Source organism: Candidatus Endoriftia persephonae (assembly GCF_023733635.1).
In the GTDB taxonomy this organism is placed as follows: Bacteria; Pseudomonadota; Gammaproteobacteria; order Chromatiales; family Chromatiaceae; genus Endoriftia; species Endoriftia persephonae.
The window spans coordinates 1,803,694-1,827,062 of record NZ_CP090569.1 but is presented as its reverse complement, the minus strand read 5'-3'; the positions used below and the strand labels follow the sequence as shown (position 1 = coordinate 1,827,062).

Genomic DNA, 23,369 nt, shown 5'->3' with positions numbered 1-23,369 from the left:
GTTCCTGGCAGATGCAGCAGAATTGTATTGATCGCATTCACAAAAAATTGACAATCAGTAGCAAGAAGTAAAATCCACTTCCGCTTTAAGGGCATAAAAAAATGGTAAGGAAACACCCCCTCAACTGGCTCGGATCCGCTGAACTGCTCTTCATCGTCATCCTGTTTTTGAGCCTCAATGCCTTTGCCGAGCCTCTGATCCAGACTGGCTTTGACAGCGGTGCGGATGGCTTCAGCTATCAGGACGATAGCTTCCGCAGCACCAGCGCACCCGCCTATGCGGATGGTAGCTGGAACCCCACCGAGGCGGCCCTGCAGATTGATCTGGGTGGTATCGACAAAAGCGACATCTTCGGCATGTCTGGCGGCTGGCAGCGTGACTTCGAGCTCGGCGGCCTGAGCGAGGTGGTGCTGAGTTTTCGCTACAATCTGACTCAGAGCGCCTGGTACGAAAGCAACGAGCAGAGCCAGATACTGGTGAGCATCGACGGCGTGCTGATCGGCGTCTCGCCCAACGACTACATCGATCAGGTGACCGGCAACGGCAACGGTGGCCCGGACGAAACCACCGGCTGGCAGAGTGTTGAGCTCAACCTCGGCAGCCTGTCCGCCGGCAGCCACCGCCTGACCCTGGGTGGCTACAACAACCAGAAGACCCACTACACCGAATACACCACCCTGCTGATCGACGACCTGAGCCTCAACGCCCTCAGCAGCAACCAGCCGCCCACCGCGGTGGCCAGCGCCACCCCGGACAACGGTGTGGCCCCCCTCGAGGTGAGCTTCAGCAGCGCCGGCTCAACTGATGCCGACGGCAGCATCCAGAGCTACAGCTGGCGCTTCGGCGATGGCAGCAGCGCCACCGACGCCAACCCGAGCCACAGCTACACCAGCCCCGGCAGCTACACGGCGACCCTGACCGTCACCGACGACCAGGGCGGCACCGGCAGCGCCAGCGTGACGATCAGCGTCAGTGATGTGCCCGACACCGAGGCGCCCGGGACCCCCACCGGCCTCAGCGCCAGCGCGAACGGTCCCGCCACCATCAATCTGAGCTGGTCGGCAGCGACCGACAACGTCGGCGTCACCGGCTATCGGATCTTCCGCGACGAGACCGAGATCGCCACCGCAACCACCACCAGCTACAGTGATAGCGGCCTCGATCCCGAGACGACCTACAGCTACAGCGTGACCGCCTACGATGCGGCGGGCAACGAGAGTGCGCCCGGCGAGGCTGCCGAGGCGACCAGCGGCGCACTGCCGGTGCTGACCAGCCTCAGCCTGAACCCGAGCAGCGCCGCGCTCAGCGTCGGCACCAGCCAGCAGTTCAGCGCCAGCGGCCTCGACCAGTACGGCAACGCCATCGCCACCAGCCCGGTGTGGAGCGTCAGCGGCGGCGGGACCATCGACCAGACCGGCCGGTTCACCGCCAGCAGCGCCGGTGGCCCGTTCACCGTCCTGGCCGATGACGGTGGCATCAGCGCCAGCGCGACGGTCACCATCACGCAAAACACCACCCTGATCGAGACCGGCTTCGACAGCGACTCGGACGGCTTCAGCTATGTCGACGACGCCTATCGCGGCACCAGCGCCCCGGGCTTCGCCGACGGCAGCCACCAGCCCGCTGGCGGTTTTAGCGGCGGCGGTCTCGAAGTGGTGCTGGGCGGCATCAACGGCGACGACATCTTTGGCATGTCCGGCGGCTGGCAGCGTGACTTTGAACTCGGCGGCCTCAGCGAGGTCACCCTCAGCTTCCGCTACAACCTGACCCAGAGCCCGTTCTACGAAGACAACGAGTTTGGCCAGATCCTAGTCAGCCTCGACGGCGTGCTGATCGGCGTCTCGCCCAACGACCACATCGATCAGATCAGTGGCAACGGTAACGGTGGCCCGGACGAGACCACCGGTTGGCAGCAGGTTGAGCTCAACCTCGGCAGCCTGTCCGCCGGGACACACACGCTGATCCTGGGCGGCTACAACAATCAGAAGACCGCGGCCAACGAGTCGACCCGGATTCAGCTCGATGACCTGCTGCTGCGCACCACCAGCAGCAACCAGCCGCCCACCGCGGTGGCCAGCGCCACCCCGGACAACGGTGTGGCCCCCCTCGAGGTGAGCTTCAGCAGCGCCGGCTCAACTGATGCCGACGGCAGCATCCAGAGCTACAGCTGGCGCTTCGGCGATGGCAGCAGCGCGAGTGAGGCCAACCCGAGCCACAGCTACACTAGCCCCGGCAGCTACACGGCGACCCTCACCGTCACCGACGACCAGGGCGGCACCGGCAGCGCCAGCGTGACGATCAGCGTCAGTGATGTGCCCGACACCGAGGCGCCCGGGACCCCCACCGGCCTCAGCGCCAGCGCGAACGGTCCCGCCACCATCAATCTGAGCTGGTCGGCAGCGACCGACAACGTCGGCGTCACCGGCTATCGGATCTTCCGCGACGAGACCGAGATCGCCACCGCAACCACCACCAGCTACAGTGATAGCGGCCTCGATCCCGAGACGACCTACAGCTACAGCGTGACCGCCTACGATGCGGCGGGCAACGAGAGTGCGCCCGGCGAGGCTGCCGAGGCGACCACCGGCGCACTGCCGGTGCTGACCAGCCTCAGCCTGAACCCGAGCAGCGCCGCGCTCAGCGTCGGCACCAGCCAGCAGTTCAGCGCCAGCGGCCTCGACCAGTACGGCAACGCCATCGCCACCAGCCCGGTGTGGAGCGTCAGCGGCGGCGGGACCATCGACCAGACCGGCCGGTTCACCGCCAGCAGCGCCGGTGGCCCGTTCACCGTCCTGGCCGATGACGGTGGCATCAGCGCCAGCGCGACGGTCACCATCACGCAAAACACCACCCTGATCGAGACCGGCTTCGACAGCGACTCGGACGGCTTCAGCTATGTCGACGACGCCTATCGCGGCACCAGCGCCCCGGGCTTCGCCGACGGCAGCCACCAGCCCGCTGGCGGTTTTAGCGGCGGCGGTCTCGAAGTGGTGCTGGGCGGCATCAACGGCGACGACATCTTTGGCATGTCCGGCGGCTGGCAGCGTGACTTTGAACTCGGCGGCCTCAGCGAGGTCACCCTCAGCTTCCGCTACAACCTGACCCAGAGCCCGTTCTACGAAGACAACGAGTTTGGCCAGATCCTAGTCAGCCTCGACGGCGTGCTGATCGGCGTCTCGCCCAACGACCACATCGATCAGATCAGTGGCAACGGTAACGGTGGCCCGGACGAGACCACCGGTTGGCAGCAGGTTGAGCTCAACCTCGGCAGCCTGTCCGCCGGGACACACACGCTGATCCTGGGCGGCTACAACAATCAGAAGACCGCGGCCAACGAGTCGACCCGGATTCAGCTCGATGACCTGCTGCTGCGCACCACCAGCAGCAACCAGCCGCCCACCGCGGTGGCCAGCGCCACCCCGGACAACGGTGTGGCCCCCCTCGAGGTGAGCTTCAGCAGCGCCGGCTCAACTGATGCCGACGGCAGCATCCAGAGCTACAGCTGGCGCTTCGGCGATGGCAGCAGCGCGAGTGAGGCCAACCCGAGCCACAGCTACACTAGCCCCGGCAGCTACACGGCGACCCTGACCGTCACCGACGACCAGGGCGGCACCGGCAGCGCCAGCGTGACGATCAGCGTCAGTGATGTGCCCGACACCGAGGCGCCCGGGACCCCCACCGGCCTCAGCGCCAGCGCGAACGGTCCCGCCACCATCAGTCTGAGCTGGTCGGCAGCGACCGACAACGTCGGCGTCACCGGCTATCGGATCTTCCGCGACGAGACCGAGATCGCCACCGCAACCACCACCAGCTACAGTGATAGCGGCCTCGATCCCGAGACGACCTACAGCTACAGCGTGACCGCCTACGATGCGGCGGGCAACGAGAGTGCGCCCGGCGAGGCTGCCGAGGCGACCACCGGCGCACTGCCGGTGCTGACCAGCCTCAGCCTGAACCCGAGCAGCGCCGCGCTCAGCGTCGGCACCAGCCAGCAGTTCAGCGCCAGCGGCCTCGACCAGTACGGCAACGCCATCGCCACCAGCCCGGTGTGGAGCGTCAGCGGCGGCGGGCCCATCGACCAGACCGGCCGGTTCACCGCCAGCAGCGCCGGTGGCCCGTTCACCGTCCTGGCCGATGACGGTGGCATCAGCGCCAGCGCGACGGTCACCATCACGCAAAACACCATCCTGATCGAGACCGGCTTCGACAGCGACTCGGACGGCTTCAGCTATGTCGACGACGCCTATCGCGGCACCAGCGCCCCGGGCTTCGCCGACGGCAGCCACCAGCCCGCTGGCGGTTTTAGCGGCGGCGGCCTCGAAGTGGTGCTGGGCGGCATCAACGGCGACGACATCTTCGGCATGTCCGGCGGTTGGCAGCGTGACTTTGAACTCGGCGGCCTCAGCGAGGTCACCCTCAGCTTCCGCTACAACCTGACCCAGAGCCCGTTCTACGAAGACAATGAGCTCAGCCAGATCCTGATCAGCCTCGACGGCGTGCTGATCGGCGTCTCGCCCAACGACCACATCGACCAGATCAGTGGCAACGGTAACGGCGGCCCGGACGAGACCACCGGTTGGCAGCAGGTTGAGCTCAACCTCGGCAGCCTGTCCGCCGGGACACACACGCTGATCCTGGGCGGCTACAACAACCAGAAGACCGCAGCCAACGAGTCGACCCGGATTAGCTTGATGACCTGCTGCTGCGCACCACCAGCAGCAACCAGCCGCCCACCGCGGTGGCCAGCGCCACCCCGGACAATGGTGTCGCGCCGCTTGAGGTGAGCTTCAGCAGCGCCGGTTCAACTGATGCCGACGGCAGCATCCAGAGCTACAGTTGGCGCTTCGGCGATGGCAGCAGCGCGAGTGAGGCCAACCCGAGCCACAGCTACACCAGCCCCGGCAGCTACACGGCGACCCTGACCGTCACCGACGACCAGGGGGGTAGTGACAGCAGCAGTCTGATGATTGTGGTCGCCGAAGCACCAGATACGGTGGCGCCAGTGATTACTTTGAATGGTGGTAGCAGTGTGACCCGTGAAGCTGGTCCGGTCGCTTATAGTGATCCAGGCGCGACGGCCAGTGATGATCGGGATGGGGATCTGAGTGCCAATCTTCAGGCCAGCGGCTCGGTTGATCATACGACCGCCGGCACCTACACCCTGACTTATCAGGTTGCGGATGCAGCGGGCAATCAGGCGACTGTGACCCGCACTGTAATCGTGGTTGCGGGCAGCGCGCCGGTCATCACCCTGCTGGGTGACAACCCGATGATCCTGCAGGCCGGTGATACCTTCGTCGATCCGGGGGCCACCGCCAACGATACCTTTGATGGTGATCTGAGTGGCTCGATTGTGGTAAGCGGAGTGATCGATTCTAGTACCGCTGGCAGCTATACCGTCACCTATAGCGTCACTGATGCCGCGGGCAATAGCGCCAGCGCCAGCCGTAGCGTGGAGGTGGTCGATTCGTCCGACCCGGTCATCACCTTGGAAGGTGATAACCCAGTTGCGATCGAGGCGGGCACTCCTTTCATCGATCCCGGTGCCAGCGCAGAGGATGATGTGGATGGTGATATCACCGATCGCATCCTGGTCGATGGTGAGGTGGATATCGAGGCCGCAGGCAGCTATCAGCTGACCTACACGGTCTCCGATAGTGCCGGTAACACAGCGACCGTCATCCGCACTGTGAACGTGGTAGCGGCCAGTGCGCCGATCATCGTGTTGCTCGGCGACAACCCCTACGAGGTGGAGCTGGGGGTGGAGTTCAGCGATCCGGGTGCTACCGCCAACGATGCGTTCGATGGCGATATCAGCGATCGTATCGAGGTCACTGGCTCTGTGGATAGCGGGAGCGTTGGCAGCTACATGCTGGTCTACAGCGTCAGCGACAATGCCGGCAACTCTACCGAAGAGATGCGCACTGTACTGGTGGTGGAGAACCCGCCGGTGGAGTTCAACGTCTCGAACAATATCCATGTCGACCAGTTTGGCTATCTGCCCGATGGGGAGAAGGTGGCGGTGATTGCTGCTCCGCAGGAGGGCTTCAACAGCGCTGATACCTTTGCCCCTGGCAGCGACTATCAGGTGCGTCGCACCGCTGATGATAGCATTGCCTTCATCGGGGCTTTGACCCAGTGGAATGAGGGTGCTACCAACGATCAGTCGGGAGACAAGGCCTGGTGGTTCGACTTCTCTGAACTCACCGAAACAGGCGAATTCTACGTCTACGATCCGGAGAATGAGGCCGCCTCACATCCCTTTGATATCCGCGCAGATGTCTATACCGATGTACTGAAACAGGCGGTGCGCAGCTACTTCTACCAGCGGGTGAACTTCGCCAAGCAGGAGCCCTATGCTGATCCCCGCTGGGTGGACAGCGCCTCCCACGGTGGTGCGGAGCAGGACTATGATGTACGGGCAATGATCCCGGAGGATCCGGAGAGTTCCGATCCGGCCACTGGGCGTGACCTGCATGGCGGCTGGTATGACGCTGGTGATTACAATAAGTACATCAACTATGCCGATGGCACAGTGCACAATCTGCTCTATGCCTATCAGGAGCGCCCTGCAGTCTGGGGGGATGACTATCAGATCCCTGAGTCGGGCAATGGTGTGCCGGATCTGCTCGATGAGGTCCGCTGGGAGATGGAGTGGATGCTGCGTATGCAGATCGAGGATGGCTCGGTGCTGCACAAGCTTGCCTCCATCAACTGGAACGGTGGCAGCCCGCCAAGCAGCGACGTGACGCCACGTCGTTATGCACCGCCGACTGCCTCGGCAACCATTTCGGCTGCTGGTGCCTATGCTCATGCTGCATTGGTCTACAGTGACTTCAATGCTGAGTTTGCTGGTACCCTGCGCCAGGCAGCACTCGATGCCTGGGATTGGCTGGAAGAGAATCCTGAGTCAATTCCGTCAAACTTCGACAATGCTGGGTTTGTGAATGCGGCAGCGGAGGATTGTGGTTACGATGACGCTCGTTGTGAGTCCCATCAGTTGGCCAACCGCCTCAACGCGGCGATTCATCTGTTTGCTCTGACCGGTGAGCAGCGTTTCCAGGATTACATCCTGGCCCATGCAGAGAGTGACGCGCTGCTGCTCGGGGAGGGGGGGTATCTGGTCTTCGATGGTATGCAGCAGGAGGTCCAGGATGCCCTGATCTACTATGCTGGGCTCGACGGCGCCGATGCTGGCTTGGTTGAAACCATCCAGGCCCAGCTGTTGCGTGCCATGAGCTTGCCGGAAGAGTGGGTACCTTTCTCACCACTGGCACGCTTCCAGGAGCAGAAGGATCCCTACCGGGCCTATCTCGATGAGCACCATTGGGGTAGTAATAGGGGCAAGGGTAATGCTGGCAACCTGATGTTCTCCACTGCTGAATCTGGCTTTGATCCGGGAAACAGTGGCGACTATGGCTCAGCGGCACAGGGCTATCTGCACTATCTGCATGGTGTGAACCCGCACAACATCGCCTATCTCTCCAATATGGATGAGTTTGGTGCGGATAACTCGGTGCCTGAGTTTTACCATCTTTGGTTCAACGATGGCTCTGAGCTGTGGGATGGCGTGGAGAACTCGCTCTATGGACCTGCGCCGGGATATCTGGTGGGCGGTCCCAACGAGCACTACTGGAGGGATGGTGTCTACATCGATGACATCGAGGACGCTGCCCATCGCCTCAACAACCAGCCGTCGATGAAGCGTTACTGGTCCTGGAATGGCTCGGAGAACTCCTACGAGATCACCGAGAACTCTATCACCTATCAGGCGCCCTACATCCGGCTGTTGTCGAAATATCTGCCCGGATCATCGAACGAGATCTGGCGGCCGGCGCCGGGCACCAGCTGGCAGTGGCAGATCAACAGCGGTGAGGTGGATACCTCCTTCAATGTCGATATGTACGATGTGGATCTGTTCGAGGCCTCAGGGGAGCTGATCGCATCGCTCAAGGCCCAGGGCAGGGTGGTGATCTGCTACTTCAGTGCAGGCAGCTTTGAGGATTGGCGCTCCGATGCGGAGGATTTCCCGGCATCAGTGATCGGTAATCAGCTGGATGAGTGGCCTGGAGAATCCTGGCTTGATATCAGAGACATTGATCAGTTGGGGCCGATCATGGCGGCGCGTCTTGATCTTGCTGTTGCCAAAGGATGCGATGGTGTGGAGCCCGATAATGTGGATGGCTACACCAACAGTAGTGGCTTTGAACTGACAGGAGAGGATCAGCTTGCCTACAATCGCTGGCTGGCCGCCCAAGCGCACCAGCGCGGGCTCTCCATCGGGCTAAAGAATGATCTGAACCAGATCGAAGCCCTGCTGGACGATTTTGACTGGGCTCTTAACGAGCAGTGTTTCGAGTATGAGGAGTGTGACCTTCTTATGCCATTCATTGAGGCGGGTAAAGCGGTGTTTGGAGTGACCTACGGAGATGCTGCTGATGCAATCTGTCCTGTAGCCAATGAGATGGGGTTCTCCTGGCTGATGAAGAACTGGGATCTGGATGCCTGGCGGATCGACTGTCTGGAGTATGGTGGTGGTGAGTAACCAACCCCAATCATGGATGCTTATGAATTTCCTGTGATGCAAGGATGGGGCCTTTCCTGGCCCGATTTCCGGATAATCGTGGAGATTGTTCTATGATTTGTGATGGGCGTCAAAATAAATAAGGCTCTTCAGAGTAGGAGAAGAGCGGGAGAAAATCATGCAGAACGCTAATTATTACGAGAGCAAGGCGCCGCAGCCAAACAGGTGGTCTGGCGGGGTTGTTGAAGAATCGCGGCTCTATTTATCAGAGGAAGGTGAGATGGACGACTGTCTGCGCTATGGTCACTGTCTTCAGGAACAACTTACCCAGAATGACTTCCCCTTTAACTGGTGGGAGTTTTATTGAGCCAAATCGTCATCGTCTTATGACGCTTTAGCTCAGTATTGATGCGTTATAGCTTTTCAGCTTGGGCATCAAATGCTTGCCCCGTGACACCAGCGCTGTCTGGCCCCATTAGGTAGAGAAAGGGGCGCATGAAGGCCTCGGGGAGCGGCCGCTCCTGTGGATCTTCGCCGGGATAGGCCCAAGCGCGGAGAGCGGTCCGGGCTGCTCCTGGCGCAATCGAGTTGACTCGTAGCGGGCTGTCCTCGGTTTCTTCGGCGAGTATCTGCATCAATCCTTCGACTCCAAACTTCGAAACCCCGTAGGCGCCCCAGTAGGCTTTGCCTTTGCGCCCGACTTGATCGGATGTGAAGATAATCGAGGCGTCATCCGCCCGTTTCAGTAGTGGCAGACAGACCTGGGTCAGCATGAATGGGGCCGTCAGATTGACCTGCATTACCTTGTTCCATGTCTCCAGATCATAATCATCGATGCGGCTAAGCAATGCCAGTTGTGCGGCGCAGTGCAGCAGGCCGTCGAGACGATTGAACTCCTTATAGATGGTCTCGCTGAGAGCGTAATACTCCTGTTCGGTCAGGCTCTCCAGGTTGATGGGGAAGATTGCCGGTTGCGCTCCGCCAGCGGCCTCGATGGCATCATAGGTCTCTTCCAGTTTGCTTAAAGTTCGGCCCAGTAGGATGACAGTGGCACCATGGGCGGCATAGGCTTTGGCGGCAGCTTGTCCAAAGCCACTCCCCGCGCCAGTGACTGCAATAACTCTCTCTTTCAGAAGATCAGGGGCTGGGGAGTAGTCTGCTTGCATGAAAAAATCTCTTATGCGGGGTACAACGTGAGAGCTGATTATAACCGAGATGGAGGGGAGGGGATTAACGAACCATCAACTCCTGCATGGCATCACTCCCCTTTTTCTTGGCCGACTCATACTGTTCTGAAGCGCTGTCACCGATCGATCGGCCAACTTCTGCTGCTTTCTCTTTGGTTGATTCATAAACATCTCTGCTCTTGTCGGCAATGGAGTCCCCAATATCGGATGCGCCTTGTTTGGCCGATTCGTAGATCTCACTACCACTATCGACGGCTGCATCATAGACTTTTTGACTGTACTCCTTGGTGGTTTGCCAGGCTGACTCACCGATTGCCTTGGTCTGCTTGGTCAGGGAGGGGGAGCCCTTGGATTGCTGCTCCGTGCTCAATTGACTTGGGGCATCCATGGAACGTTCCTGCACAGGTGCGCCGGCTTGGGCGGCCCCCTCCTGCGAACAGGCGACGAGCAGGGTGACTAGCGGTAACAGAGTGGAGGCCGGTTTGATCTTCATCGGATATTCCTGGTTTTCCTGAGGAGGTTGGGAGCGTTGGATCTGCACAAAGGATTGTTTTTGTCGGCTCAAATGCCAGCGGTTGCTGCTGGCTGCAGTTCCATGGTGCTGTCGATCCTGGAACGGCTAAGGGGCAATCGAGTCGAGCAGCTGATGGGCGGCATCGACATAGTTGCGGCGTCTCCAGATCAGATGGAGGCGTCGGCCACCCAGTTGCCGCCAGAGCATGGCAGCCCGGATGCCCGCCAGCAGCAGCGCTCGGATTCGGTTGGCATTATCTGGATTCTGCAGGTAGACCGGCTCTCCACTTACCATGATACGCGGCTTTTGGGTGCTGACATTCTGCGCATAGATCTCTGCTATTGCGGCAATAATGTTGGAGTGGATCAGCGGGAAGTGCTCGAGACGCCCCTCGATCTCAGCAATGCTGGAGGCGATCTGCTGAAGTCGCTCAGGCTGCTTGGCCAGACGGCGCTCTAGCTGAATGATACCGATAATGTAGCCGGTAATCTCAGCGTCACGCTTCCCGCCACCCTGCAGCTGGCGGTGCAGTTGGCGCAGCCCCAGTGCCACCCCGCCACGGTTGTGAAACACCGACGGCACATCGACAGGGTTAGTCTGGAACAAGCTGTAGATGCTGCTCTCGAGCGAATCGGAGTCGGCCAGCCCGTGGCGGGCGATCTTCTGTACCAGACTGGCTGCCTGGAATACGCCGGCCAGTGCTAGACAGAGATCCTGATCACTGTATTTCATTGCAGAGGATTACCTTTCACTTGATTCGATAATGGCGCCGCCAAGACAGTTCGGGCCGCTGTAGAAGACGATCGATTGGCCTGGAGTGACGGCCCGCTGTGGAGTGTCGAAGTGGACCCGGCAACCATCCTTTCCCTGGGCTTCAATCCAGCAGCTCTGAAGTGGTTGGCGATGGCGAATGCGGGCCTTGCAGCTGAGCGGTAGCTGTGGTGTCCTCGCACCAATCCAGTGTAGTTGTCCGGCGACCAGGGATCGGCTCATCAGCAGCGGGTGCTGATGTCCCTGAGCAACGATTAACAGGTTGCGCTGCAGATCCTTGGCGACCACAAACCAGGGTGCTTCAGCTGTGCCTTTGATGCCACCGATCCCTAAGCCCTGCCGTTGTCCCAAGGTGTAGTACATCAGTCCGCTGTGTTGGCCAATGGTCTCACCCTCTGGAGTTTGGATTGCTCCCGGGTTGGCCGGCAGGTAGCGGCTGAGAAAGTCGCGAAACTTGCGTTCGCCAATGAAGCAGATGCCGGTGCTGTCCTTCTTCTTATGGTTGGAAAATCCTGCCTTTTCAGCTAGTTCGCGTACCTGTGTCTTGGCCAGCGAACCGAGCGGAAAATAGCTGCGGCTGAGCTGTGGTTGGCCCAGCATGTAGAGGAAATAGGTTTGATCCTTGTTCTCATCTACTGCGCGCTGCAGTTGATATTCACCATTTGACTCGATGAGTCTGGCGTAGTGGCCGGTGGCGATGCGGCTGGCACCGAGGGTGCTCAGCGCATAGTCAAGGAACGCCTTGAACTTGATCTCACGGTTACAGAGCACGTCGGGGTTGGGGGTGCGACCGGCGCGGTATTCGTCCAGGAAGTAGGCGAACACCCGCTCCCAGTAGTCGGCGGAGAAGTTGACACTGTGGAGCGGGATGCCCAGTTGATCGGCAACCGAGCTGGCATCGGCAAGGTCAGTCGCAGCTGAGCAGTACTCTTTGGTGTCATCCTCTTCCCAGTTTTTCATGAACAGTCCTTCGACCTGGTAACCCTGCTCGAGCAACAGCAGGGCCGCCACCGAGGAGTCCACCCCGCCAGACATGCCGACGATAATCTTCTCTCGTGGATGATTCATCGTGAAGTGAGATTGGGTTTGCGTTGGGGCTGACCCAGTTTGCGCCACTGGCCGGGTTGAAGGTTCCCCAAGCGCCACGGACCAACCTCGGTACGCACCAGCCGCAGGGTCGGGTGCCCGACTGCAGCCGTCATGCGGCGTACCTGACGGTTACGCCCCTCGCGAATTCTGATTTCAAGCCAACAGGTTGGAATGGCGGCGCGGTAACGCACTGGCGGGTCGCGATCCCAGAGTGGAGGCGGGTCGATACGGCGCGCCTCTGCCGGCAGGGTCGGGCCATCTTTCAGCTCAACGCCTCTGCGCAGTTGTTCCAGCGGCTCTTCCTCAGGAATTCCCTCAACCTGCACCAGATAACGTTTCCACTGTTTTTTACGGGGATTGGCCAGTTGGTGCTGCAGCTTTCCATCATCGGTCAGCACCAACAGTCCCTCGCTGTCCCGGTCGAGTCGACCAGCGGCGTAGACACCCTTGACCGGGATGAAGTCCGCCAAGGTGGCGCGTGAATCCTGATCGGTAAACTGGCTCAGAACGCCATAGGGCTTGTTGAAGAGGATGAGCATTGGAGGCAGAGCAGTACGTCAGAGTGAAGGCGCTAATCTTACCGCAAGTTAGCGATCAAAGGTGATAGCGGGGGTAGTGGCGTCAAGGGGATGACGAACCAGAATGATTGGGGCGGTCATCGTTGCGATCTGAATGCCAGGCATGAAGAGACCCGATGGAAGTGAGCATTCCATCGGGTCTCTATTTGGCTCGGTTTGGAGGTGCTAGTCTATTGAGATACGTGCTGGATATTGACAGCGTGCAGACCTTTTGGTCCCTGATTGATCTCAAATTCGACCTTCTGGCCTTCCTTAAGCGTTTTGTATCCCTCCATCGTAATGGATGAAAAGTGGACAAAAATATCCACATCACCATCGTCTGGGGTTACAAAACCATATCCTTTTGCGTTGTTAAACCATTTAACGACTCCAGTGGACATATCAAAACTCCTCACATTTTTCCCGGAAATCAGACAGTTATTTGTTGTTTGCAAGCTCCGACATGAAAGCCGGGAAGCGTCTGACGGCTCGGGTTACAACCTGGTACATCAATCTCCGATAGCCACTCTCTCTGACGGAGAGTTTATCGACCACCGTGAGGTTAAGTATAGTGTTGTGAAATTACTGGTCAACTTATTACCATCTGGGCTATTCCGGCACACTTTTGGACAAAATTGCACTCCGCTTTCAGATTCGGTTAGCGCTATGTTAAAACCGGTGAGAGGTAATGTTTTTTGCCCACCGGGCCCTGCTAGAATCACTGTTATGACTGAGAGAAAACAAAATCAATCTGATGACGGTTTGGCTGTTGAAGAAAGCAAACCAAAGCTCAAGCAGCCAGCGCTGTTCCGGGTGATACTGCTGAATGACGACTACACGCCAATGGAGTTCGTGGTACAGGTATTAGAGTCGTTCTTCAAGATGGATCGGGAGAAAGCCACTCGGGTGATGCTGCATGTGCATACCCGTGGGGTAGGAGTTTGCGGTGTCTTCACTCGGGATGTGGCCGAGACCAAGATAACACAGGTCAACGACTACGCCCGTAGCAACCAGCATCCACTGCTCTGCACCATGGAGCAGATATAGCAGCCACCAGATCAAGGCCAAAAGATGTTAAGTAAAGAACTCGAATTTACGTTAAATCAGGCATTTATTCGTGCAAAAGAGAAACGGCATGAATTTATAACCGTAGATCACCTGCTGCTGGCGTTGCTGGAGAATCCTGCGGCTTGTGAGGTTCTGCGGGCCTGTGATGCGGATCTGGAGCAACTGCGCGAAGAGATCAGCGCCTTTGTGGACGGTTCAACGCCGCTTATCCCTGAGGGAGAGGAGCGTGATACCCAGCCTACCCTCGGCTTCCAACGGGTGCTGCAGCGGGCCGTATTCCACGTTCAGTCCTCGGGCAAAAAAGAGGTCAGTGGCGCCAATGTGCTGGTTGCCCTCTTCAGCGAGCAGGACTCCCAGGCCCTGTTCTTCCTCGATCAGCAGGACATTACCCGTCTCGACGTCATCAACTATATCTCTCACGGCCTCTCCAAGCAGGATGAAGAGGAGCATGACGACTCACTCGACCTTACAGAGCAGCCACAGGCTGATTCTCAGCCGAGCGCTCTGGAAACTTATGCCACCAATCTCAACAAGCTGGCAGAAGCGGGCAAGATCGATCCGCTGATCGGGCGGCGGGCAGAGATCGAACGTACCATCCAGATCCTCTGCCGACGGCGCAAAAACAATCCGCTGCTGGTGGGCGAAGCCGGTGTCGGCAAGACGGCGATTGCCGAGGGGCTGGCGAAGATGATCGTCGAGGAGCAGGTGCCGGAGGTACTGGCTGATGCGACGATCTATGCACTCGATCTTGGCAGTCTGGTGGCGGGCACCAAATATCGCGGCGATTTCGAGAAGCGGCTCAAGGCAGTGCTGGCGGAGTTTCGCAAGCAGCCCGATTCGATTCTCTTTATTGACGAGATCCATACCATCATCGGCGCCGGTTCTGCCTCCGGGGGGGTGATGGATGCCTCTAACCTGATCAAGCCTGTGCTTGCCTCGGGTGAGCTGCGCTGCATCGGCTCAACCACCTATCAGGAGTTTCGCGGCATCTTTGAAAAAGATCGGGCCCTGGCACGACGCTTCCAGAAGATCGATGTGGAAGAACCCTCAGTGGAGGAGACAGTGGAGATCCTCAAGGGGCTGAAGTCCCGTTTCGAGGAGCACCACGAGATCGAATACACGCAGGGGGCCCTGCAGAGCGCCGCGACGCTCTCAGAAAAATACATCAACGATCGACACCTGCCGGACAAAGCGATTGATGTGATCGACGAGGCGGGGGCCAATGTGCATCTGCAACCGCCTGAGGAGCGCAAGAAGTTGATCGGTGTGGATGAGATTGAAGCGATCGTCGCCAAGATTGCGCGGATCCCTCCTAAAAAGGTCTCTGCCAGCGATACTGAAGCGCTGCGCAATCTCTCGCGGGATCTGCAGATGGTAGTCTATGGCCAGGATGACGCAATCGAGGCGCTGACCGCCGCAATCCGCATGAACCGCTCCGGGCTCCTGCGGGAGGGGCGTCCGGTGGGTTCATTCTTGTTTGCTGGCCCCACCGGCGTCGGCAAGACCGAGGTGACACGCCAGCTGGCGCGCATCATGGGCATGGAACTGATTCGTTTTGACATGTCGGAGTATATGGAACGGCATGCGGTCTCGCGTCTGATTGGCGCACCTCCCGGCTATGTCGGTTTTGATCAGGGTGGGCTGCTCACTGAAGAGATCAATAAACACCCCCACTCGGTACTACTGCTGGATGAGATCGAAAAGGCACACCCAGATATCTTCAACCTGCTGTTGCAGGTGATGGACCACGGTACCCTGACCGACAACAATGGCCGCAAAGCTGACTTCCGCAACGTGGTGATCGTGCTGACCACCAACGCGGGTGCCTCGGATATGAGCCGGCGGTCGATCGGCTTCACTCGACAGGATCACTCCAGTGACGGTTTGGAGGCGATCAAGAAGCAGTTCACGCCGGAGTTCCGCAACCGTCTCGACAGCATCATTCAGTTTTCAGCACTGTTGCCAGAGCATATTGTCAAGGTGGTCGACAAGTTCATCTTCGAGCTGGAGGGGCAGCTACAAGAGAAAGGGGTGGCGCTGCAGGTCGACGTCGAGGCACGCGCCTGGCTAGCAGAGCGTGGTTACGATGAGAAGATGGGCGCACGGCCGATGGCGCGGTTGATCCAGGATGAGATCAAAAAACCACTAGCAGAGGAGCTTCTGTTTGGTTCCCTCGCCACAGGCGGCACAGTCACCATCGAGCTAGTCGATGGAGAGCTGAGTCTCAAAGTGCTGGAGGAGGCGGTGCACTGATTCCAGTGCTCCACCTGAGGCGGGAGCGGCTTAGCGGGCGCGGTAGGTGATGCGGCCTTTGCTCAGGTCGTAAGGGGTTAGCTGAACGGTAACCTTGTCGCCGGTGAGGATGCGGATATAGTGTTTGCGCATCTTGCCCGAGATATGAGCGGTGACCACATGGCCATTCTCCAGCTCGACGCGGAACATTGTGTTGGGCAGGGTCTCGGTCACCGTGCCTTCCATCTCGATAAAGTCTTCTTTCGCCATTCTGCTACCTGAAAATTATCCCGGTCTGACCTGACTACAGCGTATCTGCTGAAGTCGCCGGTTTGTTGAAGCCGGGGATTGTACCACAGCATCTGCAGCAGAAAAGGGCCCATTCATAGGAGATTGAACGGCAGTGGGTTAATCTGCCAGTAAGGGCTCACCAGGTGCGAAGCGAACCCAGCCCTGGCCAGACCAGGCCTCCAGGGGGCGAAACTCCGATTTGTAGCGCATCTTTCGGCAATCTCTGATCCAAAAGCCGGGATAGACCCACTTCAACCCCAGTTGGCGAGCATGCTCGATCTGCCAGAGCAGGGCGAAGATGCCGATACCGTCCGCCTGCAGATCAGGGTCGAAGAAAGTGTAGACGGAGGAGAGTCCGTCAGGCAGATGATCAGTGACGACCACAGCGGCAAGCTGGTCACCAAGACGAAACTCGTAAAAGCGGGTCTCACCCCACTCGCTGTGGAGAAACTCGATATATTGATCCGGATTGCTGTAGTCCATACTGCTGCCTGGATGCCGCTGCGCGAGATACTTTTGGTAGAGGACGAACTGCTCACTCTCCAGCTGTGGCGGGCGGGCAGTGATACAAAACCGTCCTGCATTGCGTTTCCAGCAGCGGCGCTGGCTGCGGGTTGGCTGAAAGTCCCTGACCGGAAGCCGCAGCGAGATGCAGGCAGAGCAGTCGGGGCAGGCTGGCTGATAGAGAAAGCGGCCGCTGCGCCGGTACCCCCGATCGATAAGAGCCTGATAGATCGGCTGATCGATCTGCGCTGCCGGGTCCAAAAAAAGCGTGCGGGTTTGCCGACCCGGCAGATAGGAGCAGTCATGGGGCTGACTCAGATAGAGTGCCAGTGCCGGGTTAGAGGGGAATGTTGGATCGTCTATCATAGCTGAGTCCGCGGAAAGAACATGGGAACATTAGCCCAACTTTCCGCTCGGTCAGGCAGTATGCAGCCCTGATCCAGTGCTTGACTGAAGCGCTTGCGGGGGATCGTCTCCGCCCCCAGTGAGGCCAGATGGGAAGTGTAGACCTGGCAATCGATCAACTCGAACCCCCAGGCTGTCAGCTGCTGGGTAAGCCCCACCAGGGCGCACTTGGATGCATCGGAGACCCGGCTGAACATCGACTCTCCGAAGAAGACCGCACCGATGGCGATACCATAGAGTCCACCGACCAGCATCTCTCCCTGCCATACTTCTACGGAGTGGGCCAGTGCCCGCCGGTGACACTCGATATAGGCCTGAATCATCTCCTCGGCCAGCCAGGTACCGGGCGATGTGGTGCGGGGTTCAGCACAGGCGCGGATGACCGCCTCAAACTGTCGGTCGAAGCTGATCTGGAACTCTTTTCTGGCGAGCCGCTTGCGCAGGCTGCGAGAGATCTTCAGCTTCTCCGGGTAGAGCACCATACGCGGGTCGGGGGACCACCAGAGGATCGGGTCGTCTGGACCATACCAGGGAAATATACCGCTTCGATAGGCGTTCATCAGACGTTCGGGGGAGAGATCCCCGCCCAGCGCGAGCAGACCATCCGGTTCTGTCTCTGCCAGCGAGACATCGGGGAAAGGTGCGTAAGAATTGTTATCCAGCTTAAAGATCATCAGTAGTAGTTGAGCGCTCAGATCTCAATGCAACAGTAACTCAGCAGTGAAATTTTCTCTTGTGTATGTAGGGAAAAATTCGCATCATCTGCTGCCGTAAAGACCCTGTTTCCCCTTGACTATCGGGCCCAACAACAGAGAAAAAGGCCCTCAATCTGGTGCTTGGAGAGAACCCTTGTCTGACATTATCAGAACCCTGCAGATTGGCGATACGCTGCAGCTTCAGCATGCACCACCTAGTGATATCCCCGACCGATATGGGGTGAAGCTGATTGGTTATCTTCCCAATGAATCTTTGGTTATCACTACCCCTAGAAAACAGGGAAAGGCGATCCTGGTTCGGGAGGGGCAGAATTTTACCGTCCGTGTGCTTCAGGGCAGCAATGTCTTTGGCTTCGTCTCACGGGTTATGCACGCAGCGGCACGGCCCTATCCGCATCTGCATCTCGCCTATCCGGAAGATGTGGCAAGTGCCGTGGTGCGCAATGCGCCAAGAGTTTCGACGACCTTGGATACCAAGGTCCGCAACACCAATGTGGCTGACACGTCAGAGAACCATCTAGCCGCAAAGATTGCCGATCTTAGCAATAGTGGGGCGCGTTTGATTACCAAGAAACCTATTGGATCGATAGGGGATATGATCCAGATCCAGCTAAATATCGATGTCTGCAATGGTTCGGACAGCATGCAGATCATGGGCGAGATAAAAAACCTGCGAGAGTTTGAGTTGGAGGGGCAGGGTAGTCAGTTTGTGCATGGTGTGCAGTTCAAGGGAGTGAACCGCTTTCAGCAGCTGTTGCTCTGCGCATACGTCCTGAGTCAAATCACTACTGAACGATAACAAAGGCCGTAATTACAGCAGGTTATACAGCCTTTGTTATCTGCTTTCGATCAGCCCTTTTCGGCCTCCAACGCATCCAGGAAGCGCTCGGCATCGAGCGCCGCCATACAGCCGGTGCCGGCAGAGGTGATTGCCTGGCGATAGACATGATCCTGCACGTCCCCAGCAGCAAACACGCCGGAAATACTGCACTGGGTGGCATTGCCCTCCATGCCGCCTTCGACCTTGAGGTAGCCATTGGTCATATCAAGCTGGCCATCGAATAGGGTGGTGTTGGGGCTGTGGCCGATGGCGATGAAGACACCCTGCAGGTCGATATCCTTGGTGCTGCCATCCTTTACGTTCTTAATGCGCATGCCGGTAACGCCGGTCTGATCGCCCAGTACCTCATCGAGAACAGCATTCAGCTCGAGGGTGACATTGCCATCTTCCGCCTTCTTGCGTAGTTGATCGGAGAGGATCTTCTCGGAGCGGAACTGCTCGCGCCGGTGCACCACCACCACTTCAGAGGCGATGTTGGAGAGGTAGAGCGCCTCTTCCACCGCGGTATTACCACCGCCGATTACCGCCACCTTCTGATTTTTGTAGAAGAAGCCGTCGCAGGTGGCGCAGGCGGAGACGCCGCGGCCGCGAAATGCTTGTTCCGACTCCAGACCTAGGTAACGGGCTGAGGCGCCGGTAGAGATGATCAGGGCGTCACAGGTGTAGGTGGCCTGATCACCAGTCAGTTCGAAGGGGCGCTTGCTTAGGTCGGCCTTGTTGATGTGATCGAAGATGATCTCGGTGTCGAATCGCTCCGCATGCTGGCGCATGCGATCCATCAGATCCGGACCCTGCACGCCGGCATGATCGCCGGGCCAGTTGTCGACCTCAGTGGTAGTCATCAGCTGGCCACCCTGTTCCATGCCGGTTACCAGTACCGGCTGCAGATTGGCGCGGGCGGCATAGACTGCGGCCGTATAACCCGCAGGGCCAGATCCCAGAATCAACAGGCGACAATGCTTGGTTTCGCTCATGTATACTTACTCCAGATTTTGACCCGGACATTGCCGGGGTATCGGAATGGATCGTGAGCCGCCCAAGGATTTGCTCTCATCAGCATGGGACAAAGTGCGGCGTTTCAACCCGACGAAGATAATTGATGGATGTTACGTAATGATCTGCGGTGGGTAAAGGATCGTGCATGAGAAAAATACTCACAAGTTATCTGTGAATTGGCCTCAAAAATCTGTTTCACTTGCGCGGGTTATGTTCGCAAGTTCAAGTTAGTATTGAATTACCATGCGCATTGCAATACCTACAGAAATAAAGCCACTTGAAGGCCGAGTTGGTCTAATTCCGGAGGCCTGTGCCGACTTGATCGCGGTCGGCCACCAGGTCCGCGTGCAGCAGGGGGCAGGGGAGGCGAGCGGCTATCCTGACAGCGCCTATACCAAGCTTGGGGTCGGGATCCTGCCCGATGCAGTAGCGATCTACGACTGGGCGGAACTGGTGATCAAGGTCAAGGAGCCCTATGGCCCCGAACCGCAGATGTTGCGTGCAGATCAGACCCTGTTCTGTTTCCTCCATCTTGCAGCCAATGAAGCGCTGACCCACAGCTTGCTGGCCTCTGGGGTGACCGCTATTGCTTTCGAAACCCTCGCCGATGGTGGTGGTTTGCCGATTCTGGCACCGATGAGTGACATCGCCGGCCGCATCGCGGTGCAGGCGGGCAGCCATCTGTTGTGGCGACCAGAAGGAGGCAAAGGGCTGCTGCTCGGCGGCCTGCCGGCGGCGCAGCGAGGCCGGGTGGTGATCCTCGGTGCCGGACAGGCCGGTGGCAACGCCGCCCGTATGGCGGCGGCACTGGGGGCAGAAGTCACCATCTTCGACACCCAGCGCACGCGGATGGAGGCGATGCGTGAGCTGGGAGCGAATGTCACCGCACTCTATCCTTATCAGGAGAGCCTGGCCGAAGCGGTTGCGACGGCCGATCTGTTGATCGGAGCGGTGTTGATCCCGGGCGCACAGACACCACACTTGGTCTCGCGGGAGCTGGTGGGGCAGATGCAGCCGGGTAGCGTAGTGGTCGATATCTCGGTGGACCAGGGCGGCTGTATCGAGACGATTCGTCCCACCACCTATGAGGAACCGACCTATGTAGAGGAGGGGGTGACCCACTTTGGTGTCGCCAACATGCCGGGGGCAGTGCCGAAGAGCGCCTCCCAGGCCCTCTCAGCGGCGATGATCCCCTACCTGCAGCGTCTAGCAAGCGGCCAATGGCGTGACGATCCGGTTCTTGGCGAGGCACTCAATCTGAGTGGCGGTGAACTAATCTATCCTGTGTTGCGCGATCAGTATCTTAGAAAACAAACTAAAAAAATCGTATAAAATCATAATTATCCTGGTTAATTGGGGGAATCGTGCAGGCAAAGCCACAGGGGGCGAGTGATCGTTCGGCCTTCTCTGAACATATGCATCGGGCGCTTCGTGAGGCGGCTCTGTGGGGGCTGATCTGCCTGAGCGGCTATCTGCTGCTCTCTCTGGGAAGCTACGATTCGAGCGATCCCGGCTGGTCTTATATCGGCCCCTCAAATCAGGTGAAAAACTCCGGTGGCCCGGTGGGGGCCTGGTTTGCTGATGTCTTCTTCTATCTATTTGGTTTCTTTGCCTATCTGTTTCCGCTGATGCTCGCCTGGAGTGCGGTCTGGATTTTCCGCAAACGGGATCTGGACGCCAAACCCAATCTCAACCTACTGGCGTTCCGTTGGATTGGCTTTCTGATCACCCTGGCGGCGGGTAGTGCCCTGACACAACTCCATGCCGCCCATCTGGGGCAGTGGTTGCCCTCCGGAACCGGCGGGGTGCTGGGCAATTCTCTCGGCCACTATTTCGAGGCGGTATTCAGCCGCTCCGGCAGCAGTCTGTTGCTGCTGGCACTGTTTCTCAGCGGTTTTACCCTCTTCACCGGTCTCTCCTGGCTGACGGTAATGGAGTGGATCGGCGCACTGGTACTCGATGGGCTGCAGCGTATTCTCAGCAGTCTGTCGGGTTGGCGTGAGCGGCGTGCGGCCAAGCGGCTGCGCAAGGAGCGGTCAAAGAGCGTTAAAAAGGAGAAGAAGCGGACTGAGAAACGCAAGCTGCCGAAGATCGAGCCGGTGATCAAATCCGTGAAGATCAGTGCGCGGGCTGAGAAGGAGCGGCAGGTGCCGCTGTTCGATGTAGACCCGAACAGCGAACTGCCGCCGTTGTCGCTGCTCGAGCCGGCCAAGCACTCAGAGCAAGGTTACTCCAAGGAGGCGCTGCAGCTGCTATCGCGCCAGGTGGAGCTGAAGCTTCGCGATTTCAGTGTCGAGGCGGAGGTGGTGGCGGTCCATCCAGGACCGGTGGTCACCCTGTTCGAGCTGCAACTGGCGCCGGGCACCAAGGCGAGCAAAATCACCGGGCTGTCGAAAGATCTGGCCCGCGCCCTCTCACTGATCTCGGTGCGGGTGGTGGAGGTGATCCCCGGCAAGTCGGTAGTCGGTCTGGAGATTCCTAACGAAAACCGCGAGACAGTCTTCCTCAGCGAGGTGCTGCGCTCCGAGGTCTACGAGAAGAGCAAGTCGAAGCTGACCCTGGCGCTGGGCAAGGATATCGCCGGCCATCCGATGGTGGCCGATCTGGGCAAGATGCCCCATGCCCTGATCGCCGGCACCACCGGCTCGGGCAAATCGGTGGCGATCAACGCGATGATCCTGAGCCTGCTCTACAAGGCCAAGCCGAGCGAAGTACGCATGATTATGGTCGATCCGAAGATGCTCGAGCTGTCGGTCTACGAGGGCATCCCCCATCTGCTGACCCCGGTGGTCACCGACATGCAGGAGGCGGGCAATGCGCTGCGCTGGTGTGTCGGTGAGATGGAGCGGCGCTACCGGCTGATGGCGGCGCTTGGGGTGCGCAATATCACCGGCTTCAACCGCAAGGCCAGCGAGGCGATCAAGAAGGGTGAGCCGCTCAAAGATCCGCTGTTCCAGCCCAAGTCTGACGCAGTGATCGAGGCGATGGCCCACCCGACCCTGGAACCCTTGCCCTACATCGTGGTCATTATCGACGAGTTGGCCGACATGATGATGGTGGCACGCAAGAAGGTCGAGGAGCTGATCGCACGGCTGGCGCAGAAGGCGCGGGCCTCCGGCATCCACCTGGTGCTGGCCACCCAGCGCCCCTCGGTGGACGTGATCACCGGCCTGATCAAGGCCAACATCCCGACCCGGGTAGCGTTTCAGGTCTCCTCACGGATCGATTCGCGCACCATCCTCGACCAGATGGGGGCGGAACATTTACTGGGTTATGGTGACATGCTCTATATGGGCCCCGGCAGCAACATTCCGCAGCGCATGCATGGCGCGTTTGTGGATGACAATGAGGTGCATCGGGTGGTCGATCATCTGAAGGCGAACGGTGCCCCCGAATATTTGGAGGAGATCCTGCAGGAGCCGACCGAATCGGTACCTGGCTTCCCGGCTGAGGGTAATGGCGATGTCGAGAGTTCTGATCCACTCTTCGACGAGGCGGTGAAGATCGTCACCGAGACCCGCCGCGCCTCCATCTCCGGGGTGCAACGGCGCCTGAAGATCGGCTATAACCGGGCGGCGCGAATGATCGAAGAGATGGAGCGCATCGGTATCATCAGCCCAGCCGAGACCAACGGCAGTCGCGAAGTGATCGCGCCGCCACCCGTGGAGGATTGA

Annotated in this window: 18 protein-coding genes; 8 read left to right on the top strand and 10 right to left on the bottom strand. The window is 58.9% G+C overall.

Going from position 1 to position 23,369, the window contains the following annotated elements; all coding sequences use genetic code 11:
* The first annotated feature begins 101 nt into the window (after window positions 1-101).
* From L0Y14_RS08240 to L0Y14_RS08225, 3 genes are all read left to right on the top strand, one after another.
* Window positions 102-4,784, top strand: a complete 4,683-nt coding sequence (locus L0Y14_RS08240) for a PKD domain-containing protein (RefSeq protein WP_270104644.1) — start codon at window positions 102-104, stop codon at window positions 4,782-4,784.
* Entirely contained in the window at window positions 4,739-8,545 is a 3,807-nt protein-coding gene (locus L0Y14_RS08230; protein ID WP_006474395.1) for an immunoglobulin-like domain-containing protein, read from the top strand. Before L0Y14_RS08240 ends, L0Y14_RS08230 begins: the two co-directional genes overlap by 46 nt.
* Before the next feature lie 157 nt (window positions 8,546-8,702).
* Complete coding sequence (locus tag L0Y14_RS08225; protein WP_039960835.1) at window positions 8,703-8,891, top strand: hypothetical protein; 189 nt, start codon at window positions 8,703-8,705, stop codon at window positions 8,889-8,891.
* A gap of 46 nt (window positions 8,892-8,937) precedes the next feature.
* On the opposite strand, the gene L0Y14_RS08220 is transcribed toward L0Y14_RS08225, so the two are convergent.
* The 6 genes from L0Y14_RS08220 to L0Y14_RS08195 all read right to left on the bottom strand — a co-directional run bounded on the left by L0Y14_RS08220 (window position 8,938) and on the right by L0Y14_RS08195 (window position 13,043).
* The gene (locus L0Y14_RS08220; protein WP_006474396.1) at window positions 8,938-9,690 is read right to left on the bottom strand and encodes a YciK family oxidoreductase; all 753 of its coding nucleotides are present in this window, start codon (window positions 9,688-9,690) and stop codon (window positions 8,938-8,940) included.
* A gap of 64 nt (window positions 9,691-9,754) precedes the next feature.
* Window positions 9,755-10,204: a hypothetical protein gene (locus tag L0Y14_RS08215; protein WP_006474397.1), complete on the bottom strand. Its 450-nt coding sequence runs from the start codon at window positions 10,202-10,204 to the stop codon at window positions 9,755-9,757.
* 126 nt (window positions 10,205-10,330) lie between these two features.
* Window positions 10,331-10,957 (bottom strand): high frequency lysogenization protein HflD, encoded by a 627-nt coding sequence (gene hflD / locus L0Y14_RS08210; protein ID WP_005959034.1) that lies wholly within the window; start codon window positions 10,955-10,957, stop codon window positions 10,331-10,333.
* Window positions 10,958-10,966: 9 nt separating this feature from the next.
* Window positions 10,967-12,064: a tRNA 2-thiouridine(34) synthase MnmA gene (mnmA, locus tag L0Y14_RS08205; protein WP_006474398.1), complete on the bottom strand. Its 1,098-nt coding sequence runs from the start codon at window positions 12,062-12,064 to the stop codon at window positions 10,967-10,969.
* Entirely contained in the window at window positions 12,061-12,624 is a 564-nt protein-coding gene (locus L0Y14_RS08200; RefSeq protein WP_005959036.1) for a pseudouridine synthase, read from the bottom strand. The genes mnmA and L0Y14_RS08200 overlap by 4 nt, the downstream gene beginning before the upstream one ends.
* A 209-nt stretch (window positions 12,625-12,833) precedes the next feature.
* The gene (locus L0Y14_RS08195) at window positions 12,834-13,043 is read right to left on the bottom strand and encodes a cold-shock protein (RefSeq protein ID WP_006474401.1); all 210 of its coding nucleotides are present in this window, start codon (window positions 13,041-13,043) and stop codon (window positions 12,834-12,836) included.
* Window positions 13,044-13,368: 325 nt separating this feature from the next.
* Here L0Y14_RS08195 and clpS point away from each other — a divergent pair, with 325 nt between their 5' ends.
* Both clpS and clpA read left to right on the top strand, forming a co-directional pair.
* Window positions 13,369-13,689 (top strand): ATP-dependent Clp protease adapter ClpS, encoded by a 321-nt coding sequence (gene clpS, locus L0Y14_RS08190; RefSeq protein WP_006474402.1) that lies wholly within the window; start codon window positions 13,369-13,371, stop codon window positions 13,687-13,689.
* Window positions 13,690-13,713: 24 nt separating this feature from the next.
* Window positions 13,714-15,963, top strand: a complete 2,250-nt coding sequence (clpA, locus tag L0Y14_RS08185; protein ID WP_005959038.1) for an ATP-dependent Clp protease ATP-binding subunit ClpA — start codon at window positions 13,714-13,716, stop codon at window positions 15,961-15,963.
* Between the two features lie 30 nt (window positions 15,964-15,993).
* On the opposite strand, the gene infA is transcribed toward clpA, so the two are convergent.
* From infA to aat, 3 genes are all read right to left on the bottom strand, one after another.
* Entirely contained in the window at window positions 15,994-16,212 is a 219-nt protein-coding gene (gene infA / locus L0Y14_RS08180; RefSeq protein ID WP_005959039.1) for a translation initiation factor IF-1, read from the bottom strand.
* 138 nt (window positions 16,213-16,350) lie between these two features.
* A complete protein-coding gene (locus tag L0Y14_RS08175) occupies window positions 16,351-17,103 on the bottom strand; it encodes an arginyltransferase (protein ID WP_005959040.1) in 753 nt (250 codons plus the stop codon).
* The gene (gene aat / locus L0Y14_RS08170) at window positions 17,100-17,816 is read right to left on the bottom strand and encodes a leucyl/phenylalanyl-tRNA--protein transferase (RefSeq protein WP_005959041.1); all 717 of its coding nucleotides are present in this window, start codon (window positions 17,814-17,816) and stop codon (window positions 17,100-17,102) included. The genes L0Y14_RS08175 and aat overlap by 4 nt, the downstream gene beginning before the upstream one ends.
* A gap of 175 nt (window positions 17,817-17,991) precedes the next feature.
* Between aat and L0Y14_RS08165 the strand changes: the two genes are divergently transcribed.
* The gene (locus L0Y14_RS08165; RefSeq protein ID WP_050799358.1) at window positions 17,992-18,657 is read left to right on the top strand and encodes a flagellar brake protein; all 666 of its coding nucleotides are present in this window, start codon (window positions 17,992-17,994) and stop codon (window positions 18,655-18,657) included.
* 50 nt (window positions 18,658-18,707) lie between these two features.
* On the opposite strand, the gene trxB is transcribed toward L0Y14_RS08165, so the two are convergent.
* Window positions 18,708-19,673 (bottom strand): thioredoxin-disulfide reductase, encoded by a 966-nt coding sequence (gene trxB, locus L0Y14_RS08160; RefSeq protein ID WP_005959043.1) that lies wholly within the window; start codon window positions 19,671-19,673, stop codon window positions 18,708-18,710.
* 265 nt (window positions 19,674-19,938) lie between these two features.
* Between trxB and ald the strand changes: the two genes are divergently transcribed.
* Both ald and L0Y14_RS08150 read left to right on the top strand, forming a co-directional pair.
* Window positions 19,939-21,027, top strand: coding sequence for an alanine dehydrogenase (ald, locus tag L0Y14_RS08155; RefSeq protein ID WP_251859167.1), 1,089 nt, complete (start codon window positions 19,939-19,941; stop codon window positions 21,025-21,027).
* 83 nt (window positions 21,028-21,110) lie between these two features.
* Window positions 21,111-23,369 (top strand): DNA translocase FtsK, encoded by a 2,259-nt coding sequence (locus L0Y14_RS08150; protein WP_240991621.1) that lies wholly within the window; start codon window positions 21,111-21,113, stop codon window positions 23,367-23,369.